The sequence below is a fragment of the Cupriavidus basilensis OR16 genome, from assembly GCF_000243095.1.
GTDB lineage: Bacteria > Pseudomonadota > Gammaproteobacteria > Burkholderiales > Burkholderiaceae > Cupriavidus > Cupriavidus basilensis_D.
Map to the genome: position 1 here is coordinate 1 of NZ_AHJE01000018.1, position 16,649 is coordinate 16,649.

Genomic DNA, 16,649 nt, shown 5'->3' on the forward strand with positions numbered 1-16,649 from the left:
GAGAACCTGTCGTGGGGTGGCCTGGTGTTTCCCAAGGGCACGCCGCAGCCGATCGTCGAAAAGCTCGGCGCCGCACTGGAAAAGGTGCTGAAGTCTGACGGATTGCGCCAGGACCTGGCAAATGCCAATGCTGTCCCGGGCACCGGCAACCGCGAGGACTTCGTGCGTTTCATCGCCAGCGAGCAGAAGAAGTGGGCGGACCTTATCGAAACCGCGAAGATTCCGAAACAGAATTGAGCAGCCCGCCAACCATGTCCAACTCCCGCATTGCGATTCTCGACTTTGCCATCGAATCGTGTCATTTCCATCGCGTGATTCGTGTTCCCGGCTCGGGGCGCTAGATGACTTCGGCTCCGGACGGGCAGGTAGGTCCGGGTCACGAAGTCGGCCCGATTGGAGACCGGAGTGAAGCGGCTCGTTCCCACAAATGCAGTTCCAGCGCGCCGCCCCCTACGAGACCGGCGCCGGTTCGGTCCAAAGCAAAGAACCCTCATTGTGTCACCCATCCTCCAGACCAACGGCATCGGACACGCAAGTGCGACGAAGACACTGTGGTCGCTCAACTAGCAATACGCAAACCAACCTGGATTATTTACATGAAAAACTGCCCCTCGCCGTTCTTGCGCTCCTCCCCCTTCTAGGTCCCTCGGAGGCACATGCATTCCGCGATTCGGCAATGGAGAACGTAGTCGACAAGGTCAGAATCGCCAAGAGTACGCCTCACATGGCGCCCGCGAGCGACGCCGAAGCTCCTGCAAGGCTCGCGAGACGAGAAGGTGGTCATCCGTGACTTCTCATCGACGCAGGTGGCATGGAACTGGCCGCAATGGCATCAGTGTGTCATGCAGATATGTAGATCCCTCCTCATCTCGTTGACTGCCGATCGACACAGGGCAGCGCCCCCCCGGGGCCCCGCCTATCTGAATGCGCTTTGGCATCGCGGTTGTGGCGTACCCTGTTATGCTAATTCTTGAAATCACAGCAACTGCGGGCTATCTCTGCGACGGCATATCCTAAGGCAGAATTTGTATTCTTAGGGAAAATCGCGTAGTACCGGATGTCACGATATCGAGTCGGTTTTCTTCGATCTTCTTCCCGAATAAATCAATAGGCAAACACCCGATGCCTATCCCACTCTCGATCAAGCCTCCGACTACTACATCATTGGTTCCTGCATAAATACGATTTGGTTCAACGCCAGCACGCTCGAACAGCTTGCCACTGACGCTCGTCACAATCGATCCTCTAGGAGGCTCCAGGATTGGCCAAGTCGCGAGCCTGTCGAGAGGGACATTGCCCTCGCCCTTGAATGTGCCGTGTGGCGCCAACCACTCGTAGCGCGCTGCTCCAAGTTCGACCGATGCAATCGTCGGAGGAAGTACCGGCTCGGCCACAAGCGCTAGATCGAGTCGGCCCTCCACGACGCGGCCACGCAGTACTTCGGATTGGTCAATCTCCGGCCGCACTAGTACGTCAGGATAATTGCTCCGCATCTCTCGAATAAACGTTGGAAACCACGTTAGAGCGATTAATTCCGTCATACCAACATGAAGGACTTGAGATATCGGCTGTTCGTCTCTTTGCAGTCTCTGTATGGATTCAATACTCTCCAATAGTTTTTCGCATAGCGAGTATATCTCTCTGCCTTTTTTGGAAAGAATGGATTTCTTCCCGTCTACTCGCTCGAACAGACCCTCAGCGGCAATGGCTTCCACTTCTTGCAGGCGTTTTGTTGCCGCGGATTGGGTTATGTGAAGCCTGTCTGCCGCGCGCTGGACGGTTCCGAGTTCAGCCACCCAGTAAAAGGTTTCAATTTGTTTTACGGATAGCATCGACTATTCCACAAAGCCGCTTTTCGGGCCGGCGATGCTGGCATTTTGATATCTTTTGTTGTAGTCGCAGCTATCACGCGCTATCGCGGCAACCTCCCGATGAAATGGTGTCATCGATTCCTCACGCGCGACGACAACATAGCGCACCACGGGTAGTGCGGGAGTGATTTTGACTTCCTTCACCAATCGCATCGAGACCAGTTCGTTGGACACCGCGAGTGGCAAGCAGCCTATCCCCATGCCCGCCGTGGCCATACCACCAAGCGCGGCAAAGCTATTGCAAGTGAGCATCCAACGTCCGAAAGCCGAATCGGTGTCCTGAATCAGGAGTGGATAGTCCGCTAGCTTCTTGACCGAGCAACGAATCAGCTGGGGTTCGAAAGAGCGAAGACGGAACCAGCCGCATCGCATACTGCCAAGCGGAAGCTGTAGCAGACCGGACCACTGCGGTGAATCGGAAACCATAGCCATCTCGAGCTGTCCACGACGCACTTTATCGTATAGTTCCCAGGCAACCCCCCCTATCTCCAACCTCAGTTCCACCAGTGGAAAGTGCGCCTTAAGGACCCCGACAAATCGGGGCAGCCAAGTCATGGCCGCGATCTCCGTGACACCGATGCGGAGTGATCGCTTCATCGTCAGCGGGCTGCCGAGTTGTTCGAGCAGGACATCGCGTTGCCGAAGGACATAACGCGCTTGGGCTAACACTTCGCTGCCCTCCAGAGTGAGACGGGCCGCACGCTCCGTCCGATCAAGCAGCGGAAACGGGAAGCGGCTTTCGAAGCCCCGGATGTGCTTGGAGACCGCAGACTGCGCGATACCGAGGCTGTCGCCCGCAGCCTCGAACGAGCCCATGTCAGCCACAGCGACGAGCGCTTGCAAATGATGAAAGGTGATCTGGAGTGTCATCGGCAATGCATATCCAAACGGAATGTAAAAGTATCGTTAAATATCGCTTTATTTTAGACGTCGTTCCGCTAAAAATGAAGCCAGAGAGAAGACGTAGGCGACTCCCGTCCCCCAGACCCCACAGCGCGAGGCCATCGCCAGGGCACTAGGGCTCGCGCCGCCAGCCATGCTCTTTGTTGAACCCACGAGTGCCCTCGACGCCCCAATGATTGGTGAAGCGTTGAAAGCGATGAAGTCGCTGGCTCGTGACGGAATGAACCCACCTACGGCGGACTCGTGTCGTTGCATTCGTAATACGCGAAACCTGTAGCCCGAATAAAGAAATGAACGATGATGATCAGCCCTGAGGAAAGACTCACAGCACTCGGAATCTCGCTGCCGCCTGCGCCTACTCCAAGCGCGAGCTATGTTCCTTTTCGAGCGGTAGGGTCAATGCTCTATCTCTCCGGACAAGGCCCAAAGCTTCCTGACGGTACGTATCGAATCTGGCAACTACGCACCGCCGACAATATCCCGGATGGCTATGCGGACGCACGCTTGGCCGGATTGAATCTCCTGGCCTCCATCAAGGCTGCCGTAGGCGAGCTCAGTCGTATCGAAGCGGTGATCAAGGTTTTCGGGATGGTAAATGCTGCACCCGATTTCCCGCACCACCCAAAAGTCATCGATGGTGTTTCTGATCTGTTGATCGAGGTCTTCGGGCCAGAGGTCGGCAGACATGCCAGATCTGCCGTGGGAATGGGTTCGCTGCCTCGCGGCATGAGCGTCGAGATCGAAATGATTCTGAAAATCAGGGATTAACGGGTATCACTGATCGCGTACTCCCGGGAATGCGCAAGCGTGGTTTTCGGAAGGGACATCGGGAGCCCGTCTTCAGGCGTTGTCGCCCACATACCGAATCTCGGTCTTCCGATTGCCCTGCGCATGGCGTTGGTCGGTTGGTCCAGAACGCCCGCGCGTGAGGTCGGCCGTGACGGTATCACCTGCAATATCGTCCTTCCCGGACGTATCGCCACCCAGCGCATTAGATTTTTAGATGAAGCAAAAGCGAAGCGAGAAGGACGCTCCGTTGAGTCTGTTGCCATGGACGGCACCGGGGCTATCGCGCTGGGCCGGTACTGCGAGCCAAAGGAGTATGCGGATGTGATGACGTTTCTTGCCAACTCACTCGCCAGCTTGGGATGGAACAACCGGTGTAGGAGCTCCTGCTCTTGTACGCCTTCGATCTGGAGAAGAAATATGGAAGTCCGCGATCCACTACAGACCTCCCCGTCCTGCGCCAGCGCGCAAGACAATGATAATTTAGCCATCCCATCATTTCCCATCGAAACGCCATGTTTCGTCATCCTCGAAGCGGCTGTACTCCATAACCTGCAAAAGACGGCAGAAGCAGCGGGGGGAATCCAGCGGCTCATGCCGCATATCAAGACGCACCGAGCGCAATGGCTGGTAGAGCTGCTGGTTCGAAAGGGCGTGAAGGCGTTTAAGGCAGCGACCCCGGCCGAAATGCAGATGGCGGCGGCCGGAGGCGCTCAACATCTTGTGTGGGCATATCCGACAGTGAACCCCGCGGCAATCTCCCGCGTTGCCGACGTCGCGCGAAGGCACCCCAACGTGCAATTCGAAGCGTTAGTCGATTCCCAACGCGGTTTCGCCGCCTGGCGCGATGAGCTGGGCTGGCAGCCGGCATCCAACGTCAAGCTGCGGCTCGATCTGGATCCTGGTCTGGGACGTACCGGCGTTCCGCTCAACCATGAGGCACTGGAACTGGCCCACGCCATGATGGTAGTGGGCCTCTTCAGTGGCTGGCACTGCTACGACGGCCACATCAAGGGGGCCAATAGATCGGAGCGTGTAAAGGAAATAGAGAGCCTGATTGAAGAGGTTAGGTGTCTGTTATCGCAAGCACGGCGGGAAGGCCTGCCAGTAGACCTGATCGCGGGAGGCAGCTATTCCTTTGATGTCTGGCCCGCTGATGTCGCACAGTGGGTTGCGCCGGGAAGCTGGACGTATTCGAGTGCGCAGCATCAGGCAGACCTGCCGGATTTCGGTTGGAGAGTCGGCGCATACGTGCTGGCTACCGTACTGTCCACACGCCAGGGCACCGCCACATTGGACGCGGGAACAAAAGCCATTTCGCCGGACATACCGCTGAAGGAACGGTTTCAGGGCCCGGGCCCGATCAGAATGATGAAAGAAGAGCACGTCGTTATCGAGACCGACGAACTGGACATCGGCCAGCAAGCGGCTCTCGTACCCCGGCATACCTGCACCGCAGCCTACCTCTACAACCGCGCGCTTGTACAGTGCGTTGACGGAAGCTGGGAGTTCCGCGATCAACTCGGCGCGCAACGTTAGTCGGAAGCCGGGCTGCGGTTCCCGCATGACAGGGCTTCGCTGAAATACTCCTCCTAAATGGCCGTGGGAATTCATGACCAGAGTTCTTCTCTGACAATTGAGCCTGCGGCCTGAGCTCATCGAGAAGGCACCCAGGACATGTCCAAGTTCATCACCGTCGCCGCCGCTCAGCTCGGTCCCATCCAGAAGTCCGAAGGGCGCGAGATCGCGGTCGGACGGATGATCCCTCTGCTAGAACGCGCCTATCACCGCGGTGCGCAGGTCGTCGTGTTTCCCGAACTTGCGCTGACCACATCTTTTCCGCGCTGGTACCACGAGGACCTCGATGAGGCGGACGGCTGGTTTGAAACGGCGTTACCTTCGCCGGCGACCGCGTCGCTGTTCGAGGCGATCCACCGCTTTGACCTGACGGTGTACCTGGGCTACGCCGAGATCGCTTACGAGCCCGATAATGCCGGTGTCACGCGCAAGCGCCGGTTCAACACCTCGGCGATCATCGCACCGACGGGCGAGATGATCCTCAAATACCGCAAGGTCCATCTGCCCGGCCACGCAGAGTACGCGCCGGCGCGCAAGGTGCAGCACTTGGAAAAGCGCTATTTCGAAGTCGGCAATCTGGGCTTCCCGGTGGTCCGCGCGCCGGTTGGCAAGGACGTCAGCGTGAACATGGGCATGATGATTTGCAATGACCGCCGCTGGCCCGAGGCCTGGCGCGTGCTAGGGCTGCAGCAAGTCGAACTCGTCATGCTGGGCTACAACACGCCAAGCCTTAACATGGAAAACCGCGGCTTCGAGGCCCATCACCTGCGCGTGTTCCACTCGCAGCTGTCCATACAGGCGGGCTGCTATCAGAACGCGTGCTTCGCCGTCGCGGTCGCGAAGGCTGGCACCGAGGACGGCCACGAAATGTTCGGCCATTCGATCATCGTCAATCCCCAGGGCGAAATCATGGCGCAGGCCACCAGCTGGGACGATGAGCTCATCGTGGCCGACTGCAACCTGGACATGTGCAAACTGGGCCGGTCCACCATCTTTAACTTTGCCTTGCACCGACGGGTCGAGGCGTATGCACGGATCACCAATCAGGTCGGCAGCGAGGCCCCGCCGGCCTGGCCAACGCGCTGATCCCGTTTTCCTTTCTCACTCGACCACCAAGGGGCCTCGCCATGCAGCCAATCGAAACGCTGGATATCCATCCGGCACGACCACGACCTGCGCACGCGATCCGGCACGAGATGCTGGGTGACATGCGCGTTCCCGATTTCGCCGATGTCGAGCAGGCGGCCGAGGACATCGCGCCCTATGTCGTGCACACGCCATTGCTACGTTCGTCGAAGCTCGATGCCATTGCCGGCGCCCCGGTCTGGCTTAAGGCGGAAAACCTGCAGATCACGGGCTCGTTCAAGGCCCGCGGGGCATTCAATGCGCTGCTGTCGCTGCGTAGCGAACAGCGCGCGAAGGGCGTGATCGCCTATTCCACCGGCAATCACGGGCAGGCGATCGCCTGGGCCGCGCGCCAGCTCGGCGTGGCTGCGACCATCGTAATGCCGGTCGATGCGCCTCGCAACAAGGTCGTGCGCGCGCTTGCCCAAGGCGCACGCGTCGTGCACTACAACCGCCGCCATGAAAGCCGCGAGGCGATCGGAATGAGGCTGTTGGAAGAAACCGGCGGCACGCTAATTCCGCCGGGCGATCATCCCGCGGTTCTTGCTGCCGGGGGCACCGTGGCGCTCGAGGCGTTGCAGGATCTTCCCGAGGCCGCGTTCGACAATCTCGGCCTGTTCGCGGCGCCCTGCGGCGGCGGTGGTTTGCTGGCCGGTTGCGGCCTGGTCGTCGATACGCTGAATCCCGGCGCGCGCCTGATCGCGGCCGAGCCGGCAGGATTCGACGACACGATGCGCTCGCTGCTCAGCGGCCGCAGGGAAAGCAATGCCATAGGCGCGAGGACGCTCTGCGACGCGTTGCAGGCTAGCACGCCGGCCGAACTACCCTACGCGATCAACAAGTGCTTTCTCGCCGGCGCTGTGGCGGTCAACGATGCGCAGGTCAGCGCCGCCATTCGCTTCGCGCTGGAGGAGCTTCGCCTGCTCGTCGAGCCGGGGGGGGCCGTCGCGCTGGCAGCGTTGCTCGCCGGCATGATCGATCTCGAAGGTCGCGACGGTGTCATCGTGCTGTCTGGCGGCAACGTCGATCTTCCCTTACTTCAAACGATGCTGCAGCCCACTGCAGCCGCCGCGCGTGGCACTTGAGACAGCCGTGTCACCGGTCCTGCGCATATCCACGCCGGGCCCGGACGCCAACTTGCCTACCACGAAAGGAACACAACCATGTCTCGCTTCCGAAACTGTGCCCGGCTCCTAAGACGGGCTTCACTGACTGCCCTAGCCATGCTGCTCACGGCGAACTCCTTCGCATCCTATCCCGAGCGTCCCATCACGCTGATCGTCCCGTTCAATGCGGGTACGACACCCGACATCGTCTCGCGCTTGCTTGCCAATGTCGTCAGCACTGACATCGGGCAGCAGATTGTGGTCATCAACCGCGTAGGCGCGTCCGGCATCATCGGCACGCAGGCCGTGATCAACGCGCCGGCCGACGGCTACACCATCGGTTTCGCGAACGTCGCCACGCTTGCCATCAACCAGTCCCTTTACAAAAAGCTGCCTTACGACGCCGACAAGCAACTGGCGCCCGTGGCGCTGACCGGCTACGTGCAGAACGTGCTGGCGGTGCGCAAGGACCTCGGCGTGAAATCGGTCTCCGATCTAATCTCGCTGGCCAGGAGCGCGCCGGGCAAGCTCTCCGTCGGCTCGGCCGGGAACGGAACCACGGGCCATCTGAGCGCCGAGATGTTCAAGGCGATGGCAGGTGTCTCCATCACACATGTTCCCTACAAGGGCGGTCCCGAAGCGGACCTGGCACTGATGCGAGGCGAAGTGGATCTGGTCTTCGAGAACATCACGTCGATCGCGCCGTATTTGAAGAGCGGCAACGTCGTGCCGCTCGCCGTCACCGGCGCACGCCGCGACAGCCGCCTGCCGAAGCTGCCGACGATGGCGGAGACGGGGCTGAAGGATTACCAGGCGGTGGCATGGACCGGCTATGTCGCGCCCGCCGCGACCGATCCGCAGATACTCGACTTGCTCAATAAGGCCTTCAACAAGGCGGTCAACTCGGACGCCATGAAAGCGCGGCTGGCCGATATGGCATACGAGGTCTCAACGGGGACGCGCGCAGCGTTCTTCGACCTCGCCCACAAAGAGAGGCCTGTCTGGGCCGCAGTAATCAAGAGTTCCGGCGCGGCCGTCGACTGAGGAGAGAGACACATGGCGCAATTCGACATACTGATTCGTGGTGGCACAGTGATCGACGGCACCGGCACGCCGCGCAGGCTCGCCGACATCGGGATCGAGGGATCGCGTATCACGGCGCTTGGCGCGCTGTCATCCGACACCGCTCCGGTGGTGATCGATGCGCGGGAACGCATCGTCGCTCCCGGCTTCATCGACTCGCATACGCACGATGACCGCTATCTGACGCTCGATCCGCTGATGCCGGCCAAGCTCAGCCAGGGCGTTACCACGGTCGTCACGGGCAATTGCGGAATCAGCCTGGCGCCCTGGCGTGCCTCCGCAGGACAGGCTGTTCCGCCGCCACTTGATTTGCTGGGGGATGACCCCGCCGTGTTTCGTTTCGCGGCGTTCGGCGACTATCTCGCCGAGTTGGCGCAACATCCCGCTGCCGTCAACGCGGCCTGCCTGGTCGGCCATACGACGAGTTGGGGCGAGCGCCCGCTGCAGTCAACGCAGCCTGCCTGGTCGGCCATACGACGCTGCGGATCGCTACGATGGAACGGCTCGACAGGGCGGCGACCGACAGCGAGATCGCGGCGATGCAAGCATTGCTGCGCGACGCCATGGAGAGCGGAGCCATCGGTCTTTCGACAGGGGCGGCCTATCCCACCGCAATGCCGGCCACGACCGGCGAAATGGCCGCCGTGGCGGAGGTCATGCGCGGCTACGGCGGCGTCTACGCCAGCCACATCCGCGATGAAGGCGATCGGATCCGCGAGGCGCTGGACGAAGCGTTCGAGGTCGGGGCCGCGGGCGACGCACCAGTCGTGGTCTCGCATCACAAGCTGATTGGTCCAAAGAATCATGGCCGCTCGGTGGAGACGCTGGGACATATCGCGCAAGCAATGCAGCGTCAGCCGATCGGACTCGACTGCTATCCGTACACCGCAGGGTCCACAATCTTGCGCAAGGATCGGCTCCCCATGTCGAGCCGCGTGATCGTGACGCGTTCGGTGCCGCATCCCGAGTTCGCCGGCCAGGACCTGGATGACATTGCGGCGGCAATGGGTCTCTCGCCCGAAGACGCCGTCGATGCGTTGCAGCCGGCAGGTGCGATCTACTTCCTGATGGACGAAAAGGACGTGCAGCGCATCCTCGCCTTTCCCGAAACCATGATCGGCTCCGACGGACTGCCGCACGATTGCGCGCCGCATCCGCGTCTGTGGGGCACATTCCCGCGCGTGCTGGGGCATTACTGCAGGGACCTTGGTCTATTCTCGCTCGAGCAGGCCGTGCATAAGATGACCGGCCTGACGGCCCGCCACTTCAGGCTGCCGGGGCGGGGTATCTTGTCGCACGGCAACTTCGCGGACATCACCATCTTCGATGCCGCCGCTGTGGCCGATATGGCGACCTTCGCGCAGCCAGTTGCGCGCGCCAAAGGCATCGAGACCGTGATCGTCAATGGCACCATCGCGTGGAGCGGCGGCGAGAGCACGGGCGCCCGTGCCGGGGCGGTGATCCGCCGGAACGATACGTCTCCTGCCTAGCGCAGGCATCGGTAACAGCCATGGAGCTATCGCACGTTGCACGTTGTACTCATCCGGCGATGGCGTCTTTTACACCGCTGCCCGGCACGGCGCTGACGCTACACATTATGCCAACCAAGGCGGGGCGTCGGCTCGCTGCCCCTACGAAAGCAGGATTAACGTCGCCCTCAACCCGGGATGATTGTCGGTCAATTCGAGGACGCCGCCGTGCTGCTTGGCGACGGCGGCCACGAGACTGAGCCCCAAGCCCACACCCGGCGTACTGCGACTTGCGTCGCCGCGGTAGAAGCGTTCGAGAACTCTGGGCTTCTCTTCGTCGGGGATGCCGGGGCCGTCGTCCGACACGGCGATCACGACCGCCCCGTCCGGGCGGCGTGACGCCTCGACCGTGATCGTCCCATTTTCCTGGGCATACTTAAGGGCGTTGTCGATCAGGTTCCCGACCGCCTGTGCAAGCAGCAGGGGATCGCCGGCCAGCGCCAGAGGCCCGGACGAAGCGAAAACAAGCGCGACCCCCTTTAGCTCGGCCACGGGTTGGTAGAATTCGGCGGCTTCGCATGCTACCGTGGTTGCTTCAACTTCAATGAACCCGGAGCGGCGCGTGCCGGAGTCTATCTCCGCCAGGCGCAGCAGGGCGTTGAAGATACCAATAACACGGTCTACGTCGGCGATTGCGCCTTCAATCTCGGCGAAGGTTTGTTCCGGGCGAGGCCGGGTCACTGACACCTCCTCCAGGCGGTAACGCAGTTCCGCCAACGGTGTGCGCAGGTCGTGCGCGATGGCATTCGACACGTTTCGGATGCCCTCAATCAGGTGCTCGATCTGGTCCAGCATGCGGTTTTCCGTCTCCACGAGCGTGTTGAGCTCGTTTTCACCGCCATAGGTCGGCAACCGGTGAGTGAGATTCCCTTGCATGATGGCGGAAGCCGTCTGGTTGATGTCGTGTACCTTGGAAAGTATCGTGCGTCGAACCAGCGCCCCCCCTACTACACCAAGCAAGAAAACGATGCTGGCAGCACCCACCAGTCCATACAAGAACAACATTTCAAGTCTTTCAAACCGACTGACGTCTCGCCCCAACAAAAGGTGATACCCACCGGGAAGTGTCTGGTGTAACAGCACGGCTCTAACCACACGTCCGCCAACATCTATTGATGCTACGTGCGTCCCTGTTGACTCGGAAGCCTCGCGCGGCCATGCAGGTAGATTGCCGGCACACTTCAACAGTGTCGGATCCGCTTCGATTGCTGATGCAAGCGCAGCGGCGCCCTGCTTTGCGAAGAGGTTCATCATAGCCTGCGCTTCGCCCTGAAGCACCTCGGTTCTACTTTGCTCGATAGTGTTGCGCCAGGCATACCAGAGTGGTGCGGCGAACAGTGCGAGTACAACCAGGCTGACCGCGACGTAGCCGAGCGCTAAATTTAGCACTGAAAAGCGCATAAGCTTAATCATCGGCTGTTAGCATGTAGCCAGCGTTGCGAATGGTCCGCAGCAATTGCCGCCCGCTGCCGGCATCGATCTTCTGCCGTAGTTTGCTGACGTGGACGTCCACCACATTCGTCTGTGGGTCGAAATGATAGTCCCACACGTTCTCGAGCAGCATGGTCCGCGTCACCACTTGGTTTGCATGGCGCATCAAGTATTCGAGCAGCTTGAATTCGCGCGGTTGCAGCGCGACGGTCTTGCCAGCGCGTGTGACCTTATGGGACAGCAGATCCATGGACAGGTCATCGAGCGTCAATGTTGTCTCTGCGCGACCATCCTGCGAGCGGCGCAGGAGTGCGTCGAGCCGTGCCAGAAGTTCGCCAAAGGCAAATGGCTTGACAAGATAATCGTCACCGCCGCTCTTGAGGCCCCGAATGCGATCATCGACATCGGACAGGGCGCTGAGGATCAGGATCGGTACCTTCTTTCCGGTCCTGCGCAACGCCTCAATGATCGCGAGGCCGTCAATACCGCCCGGCAACATGCGATCCATGATGATCGCATCGTAGTGCTCGCTCGCAGCGAGAAACATGCCATCGCGGCCACTTTCAGCTTGATCCGAAGTATGTCCCGCTTCACTCAATCCCTTCTTCAGATATTGGGCGACACGCTCATTGTCCTCGACAATCAATAGTTTCATGATCAATCCGGCTTGACAGTTTTGATTGCGAGAGACCTATCTCGCGCAGCATCTGATATCCACGCATTGCCTGAGGAAATATTAGCCACAGAGCCATTCCGTTGCCAGCACGCGCGGATCCAGACGCAAATCGTCGCAGTTGCGCGGATAACGTGTCACTTTCGCTGTGCCACGGACCCTGAAGCGCTGCGCGTCGTTTCGATGGTGGCCCACGTCATAGAACAGTCGGGGACGGTGAACCCGCCGTTGCGCTGGCCGTCGCGGTGTCAGCCGGCCGTGGTTCGTCGCCGGTGCGCTGGATCCAGCCGCCGCCGAGCGAGCGGTACAGGTCGACAAGACTGGTCAGGCGGTTCAGGCGTGTCGTGACCAACGCCAGCTGCGCGTTGTACAAGTCGGTCTGCGCGGTCAGCACGCTCAGATAGCTGTCGGTCCCGCTCGCGTACACCATATTTGCAAGCTCCAGCCGACGCTGCTGGGCATCGGTGTAGCGCTGTTCCGCTGCCAACTGATCGTCGTAGGTTCCGCGCGCTGCCAGCCCGTCGGAAACCTCGCGGAAAGCGGTCTGGACCGCCTTCTCGTATTGCGCGATGCCGATGTCCTTCTGCACCGTCGCAACATCCAGGTTGGCCTGATTCGCGCCAGCGGTGAAGATCGGCATGACCAGCGATGGTATGAAGGACCATGCGCTGGATCCTGCTGCGAACAAGCCGCCGAGTGTGGCACTGGCAGTGCCGAGGGCGCCTGTCAATGAGATGCGCGGAAAGAATGCCGCGCGTGCAGCGCCGATGTCCGCATTTTCTGACCGCAGGACTGCTTCGGCCTCCAGGATGTCCGGGCGGCGTTCCAGCAGATCCGAAGGCAGTCCGGCTGGTATGTCGGCGAGGATCGGCTGGGCGCCCAGGCCTTACAGGAGGGGGCAGGTCGAGCGGTAACGGCTGGCCGACCAACAATGCCAGCGCGTTCTCGGCCTGCGCGCGCAACCGGATCTGGGCGGCGTAATTGGCCTGCGCCTGTTCCACGGTGGTCTGTGACAGGCGCAAGTCCAGTTCCGACGCGGTGCCTGTATCGAATTGCAATTTCACGATCGTGTATGCGGCCTGCGCAGTCTTCAAGGTACTCTGCGTCACCGCAAGTTGCTCGTCAAACGCGAGCGTGGTGAGGTACTGGTCGGCGATTTGGGACACCAGCAGGATCTCCACAGCCTGGCGTGCGTGCGCGCTCGCCAGGTACTGTTCGAGCGCCGCATCCGACAGGCTTCGCAGGCGGCCGAAGAAGTCCATTTCCCACGAAGCCGAAAGACCCACCGAATAGTTGGAAGTGGAATTTGTGTTGCCGGCAGAACCGCCTGTCGACGTGCTCTTGGTTGAAGCGCTCGCGCCGGCATTCACCTGCGGATACAGTGCAGCGCGCTGGATGCGGTACTGCGCCTGGACCTTCTCGACGTTCAGCACTGCGACCCGCAAGTCGCGGTTGTTCTCCAGTGCAAGCCCGACCAGGCGCTGTAGGCGAGGATCAGGGAGGAAGTTGCGCCAGCCGATATTCGCAGCTGGCAGCATTGTGCTGCCAGCCCCGACTGAAGGGGCCTTGTAGGCCTCGCCTGCGGGAAACACCGTAGATACCGGCGCTGCCGGCCGCTTGTACACTGGCTGCAACGAGCAGCCGGTCGCAAGGGTCACGAGTACTGCACTGGCCGCGCATCTGTATAGCTTCATTTCAGTGTCCTCCCGTGCTGAGATCAGCTCCTGCCGCCGATGGCAATATCGGCTCGGACGATTGCTTCCTTCTGCCAAGCTTGTTGCTGACCACGACAAAAAACATCGGGATCATGAACGTTGCCACAAACGTAGCGGTCAACATCCCGCCTATCACGCCGGTGCCGATCGCGTTCTGGCTGGCCGAGCCTGCACCGTGTGCCAGCGCGAGCGGCAGCACGCCCAGCACGAAGGCCATGGAGGTCATCACAATCGGCCTCATTCGCATGTGTGCTGCTTCTATTGCCGCCTGGAGCGCAGTAAGGCCTTGGGCGTGACGCTCACGTGCAAATTCGACTACCAGGATCGCGTTCTTTGCCGACAGACCGATTGTGGTGAGCAACCCAACCTGAAAGTACACATCGTTGGACAAGCCCATTAATGAAGTTGCACCGAGCGCGCCCAGGATACCTAATGGCACCACCATGATTACCGAGGCCGGAATTGACCAACTCTCGTACAGGGCGGCCAGGCTCAGGAACACCACCAGGATCGACAAGCCATACAGGAAGGGCGCCTGCGAGCTCGACTGCCGCTGCTGCAACGAGGTACCGGTCCACTCGAAGCCGATACCCGGGGGCAGTTGTTTCGCCAGCCGCTCCATGGCGAGCATTGCCTGCCCGGAGCTCTTGCCGGGCGCTGCCTGGCCCAGAATCTCCATGGCTTCGACGCCGTTGTAGCGCTGCAGTATAGGTGGACCGTATGTCCATGCAGACGTGGCGAAAGCGGAAAATGGCACCATGGTACTGCTGCTGTTGCGTACGTAGAGCTGATTCAAGTCGTCAGGGTTCATGCGATACGGAGCGTCGGCTTGCACGTACACCTTCTTAATGCGGCCGTCGGTATCGAGAAAGTTGTTTACATAGCGCGAGCCCCAGGAAGTCGAGAAGGTCTGATCGACGTCGTTTATGTTGACGCCCAGGGCGGCGACTTTCTCGCGATCGATACTTACCCTGAACGTGGGATTGTCCTGCTGCCCGCTAAAGCGTACCTGCGCGAGGTCCGGGTCATCTTTTGCCAGAGCGAGGAGTTGGTCCCGGGCTTTGGCTAGCGCGTCATGGCCGAGCCCGCCGCGATCCTCGAGCTCGAAGTCGAAACCGGCAGCGACGCCCAAGCCCCGGATCGGTGGTGGGCTAACGGGAAAGATAATGGCATCCTTACTCAAGGCGTAACGCTTGATGATGCGGTCGGAGAGTGCCTTGGCCGTCAGATCCGGATCGGTCCGTTGGCTCCAGTCCTTGAGCCGGACGAATAACTGACCCTGGCTCTGACCGCGCCCGGCGTTGTTGACACCGTTCACCATAAATGTGGCTTCAACCATGGCCGCTTCGTCTTTCAGCAGATAGTTGCTGACCTCGTCGAGTACCGCGCCTGTGCGCGCCTGCGTGGCGCCTGGCGGTGTCTGGACCTGGACGAATATAAAGCCTTGATCCTCGTTCGGCAGGAACGACGTAGGCAGGCGGACAAACTCACGCCCACCGCAACCACCACCGCAGCGTAGATGAGCAGCCAACGTCCGGACCTGGCGGCGACGTGACGCACACCATGCACATATTTGTCCCGCCCCTTTCGACGTTTTCCACCACCACGATGGCATCGTCCACCAACAGGCCGATTGCAAGCACCAGGCCGAACATCGATAGCGTATTGATCGTGAAGCCAAGCGCCGACATCACGCCGAAGGTCCCCAGCAAGACCACCGGCACGGTGATCGAGGGGATCAGCGTGGCACGGATATTCTGCAGGAACAAGTACATCACCAGAAACACCAATACGATGCCTTCCAGCAGGGTCTTGACTACGTCATCAATGGAGACCTTCACGAAAGGTGTGATGTCGTTCGGGTAGACCACCTTCAGCCCGCGAGGGAAGTACGGTTCCAACTCCTTGATGCGTGCCCGAATCGCCGCGGCCGTGACCAGCGCGTTCCCTCCTGGTGCCAGCTGGATACCAATGCCGGAGGCCGGCTGACCACTGTACTTGTTGTCAACATTAAAACTCTCGGCACCCAGATTGATGCGTGCGACGTCACGCAACCGTACCTGCGCACCGCCCGGCAGTACCTTGAGCAGGATGTTGCCAAAATCCTCGCTTGTGCGCAGCAGCGTTGATTCAGTAATCGTTGCACTCAGTTGCTGATTCTGCACCGCAGGTGTACCGCCGAGCTGGCCGGCAGAGATCTGCACGTTCTGGTTTTGCAGCGCCGTAGTGACGTCAATCGGGGTGAGCGAGTAACTGTTGAGCTTGGTCGGATCGAGCCAGATCCGCATCGCGTACTGCGTGCCGAAGACATTCATGTTACCGACGCCATTGATTCGGCTGATCGGATCCTGAACATTGGAGACGACATAGTTGGCGATGTCGAACTTGTTCATGCTGTTGTCGGCCAACACAAAGCCGATCACCATCAGGAACGCGTTAGTAGACTTGGTGACGCGGACACCCGACTGCTGAACCTGAGCGGGCAGCAATGGCACGGCCAACTGCAGCTTGTTCTGCACCTGCACCTGTGCGATGTTTGGGTCTGTTCCGCTGGCGAACGTGATCGTCGTGGTCGACTGGCCGGTATCGTCGCTTGTCGATGACATGTAAAGCATGTTATCGATCCCGCTCATCTGCTGTTCGATCACCGTCACCTGGACCACGGTGTTCTGCACTGTCGTCGCCGAAGCACCCGGGTACGTGGTACCGATCTGGACCGAAGGCGGCGCAACTGGCGGAAACTGCTCGATCGGGAGCGACTGAAGGGCCAATCCTCCCGCCAGCATGATGAGGATAGAGAGGACGATCGCGAAGATCGGACGGTCAATGAAGAATTTTGCCATTGCGAA

The 16,649-nt window shown here is 60.3% G+C and carries 11 protein-coding genes and 5 pseudogenes; 10 read left to right on the forward strand and 6 right to left on the reverse strand.

What is annotated here, in order from left to right:
• Nucleotides 1-237, forward strand: a 237-nt coding sequence (locus tag OR16_RS07545) for a tripartite tricarboxylate transporter substrate-binding protein (protein WP_006157364.1), incomplete at its 5' end; no start/stop codon positions are given.
• Between the two features lie 776 nt (nt 238-1,013).
• Here OR16_RS07545 and OR16_RS41035 read toward each other — a convergent pair.
• Both OR16_RS41035 and OR16_RS07550 read right to left on the reverse strand, forming a co-directional pair.
• Nucleotides 1,014-1,832, reverse strand: coding sequence for a LysR family transcriptional regulator (locus OR16_RS41035; protein WP_006157365.1), 819 nt, complete (start codon nt 1,830-1,832; stop codon nt 1,014-1,016).
• Nucleotides 1,833-1,835: 3 nt separating this feature from the next.
• Nucleotides 1,836-2,741: a LysR family transcriptional regulator gene (locus OR16_RS07550; RefSeq protein ID WP_006157366.1), complete on the reverse strand. Its 906-nt coding sequence runs from the start codon at nt 2,739-2,741 to the stop codon at nt 1,836-1,838.
• 121 nt (nt 2,742-2,862) lie between these two features.
• Between OR16_RS07550 and OR16_RS45480 the strand changes: the two are divergent.
• The 9 genes and pseudogenes from OR16_RS45480 to OR16_RS07580 form a co-directional block, all read left to right on the forward strand.
• Nucleotides 2,863-2,997: pseudogene (locus OR16_RS45480) on the forward strand (amino acid ABC transporter ATP-binding protein); the annotation flags it as partial.
• 74 nt (nt 2,998-3,071) lie between these two features.
• Nucleotides 3,072-3,542 carry a RidA family protein gene (locus OR16_RS41045; protein WP_081488711.1) on the forward strand — a complete coding sequence of 157 codons (471 nt, stop codon included), beginning with the start codon at nt 3,072-3,074 and terminating at the stop codon, nt 3,540-3,542.
• Nucleotides 3,543-3,547: 5 nt separating this feature from the next.
• Nucleotides 3,548-3,917 (forward strand): annotated as a pseudogene (locus tag OR16_RS41050) (SDR family oxidoreductase); the annotation flags it as partial.
• Nucleotides 3,918-3,980: 63 nt separating this feature from the next.
• Nucleotides 3,981-5,099: an alanine racemase gene (locus OR16_RS07560; protein WP_006157369.1), complete on the forward strand. Its 1,119-nt coding sequence runs from the start codon at nt 3,981-3,983 to the stop codon at nt 5,097-5,099.
• 138 nt (nt 5,100-5,237) lie between these two features.
• Entirely contained in the window at nt 5,238-6,224 is a 987-nt protein-coding gene (locus OR16_RS07565; RefSeq protein WP_006157370.1) for an N-carbamoyl-D-amino-acid hydrolase, read from the forward strand.
• 41 nt (nt 6,225-6,265) lie between these two features.
• Complete coding sequence (locus tag OR16_RS07570; protein ID WP_237716982.1) at nt 6,266-7,348, forward strand: threonine ammonia-lyase; 1,083 nt, start codon at nt 6,266-6,268, stop codon at nt 7,346-7,348.
• A 138-nt stretch (nt 7,349-7,486) separates the two neighbouring features.
• Nucleotides 7,487-8,413, forward strand: coding sequence for a Bug family tripartite tricarboxylate transporter substrate binding protein (locus OR16_RS07575; protein WP_006157372.1), 927 nt, complete (start codon nt 7,487-7,489; stop codon nt 8,411-8,413).
• Between the two features lie 12 nt (nt 8,414-8,425).
• Nucleotides 8,426-8,773: pseudogene (locus OR16_RS48135) on the forward strand (amidohydrolase family protein); the annotation flags it as partial.
• Nucleotides 8,774-8,946: 173 nt separating this feature from the next.
• Nucleotides 8,947-9,942 (forward strand): N-acyl-D-amino-acid deacylase family protein, encoded by a 996-nt coding sequence (locus tag OR16_RS07580; RefSeq protein WP_006157374.1) that lies wholly within the window; start codon nt 8,947-8,949, stop codon nt 9,940-9,942.
• A gap of 141 nt (nt 9,943-10,083) precedes the next feature.
• Here OR16_RS07580 and OR16_RS07585 read toward each other — a convergent pair whose 3' ends face one another.
• The 4 genes and pseudogenes from OR16_RS07585 to OR16_RS07600 all read right to left on the reverse strand — a co-directional run bounded on the left by OR16_RS07585 (nt 10,084) and on the right by OR16_RS07600 (nt 16,643).
• Entirely contained in the window at nt 10,084-11,382 is a 1,299-nt protein-coding gene (locus OR16_RS07585; RefSeq protein ID WP_237716983.1) for a sensor histidine kinase, read from the reverse strand.
• 4 nt (nt 11,383-11,386) lie between these two features.
• Nucleotides 11,387-12,067, reverse strand: coding sequence for a response regulator transcription factor (locus tag OR16_RS07590; protein ID WP_006157376.1), 681 nt, complete (start codon nt 12,065-12,067; stop codon nt 11,387-11,389).
• 214 nt (nt 12,068-12,281) lie between these two features.
• Nucleotides 12,282-13,779 (reverse strand): annotated as a pseudogene (locus OR16_RS07595) (efflux transporter outer membrane subunit).
• 1 nt (nt 13,780) lies between these two features.
• Nucleotides 13,781-16,643, reverse strand: a pseudogene (locus OR16_RS07600) (efflux RND transporter permease subunit).
• Nucleotides 16,644-16,649: the final 6 nt, after the last annotated feature.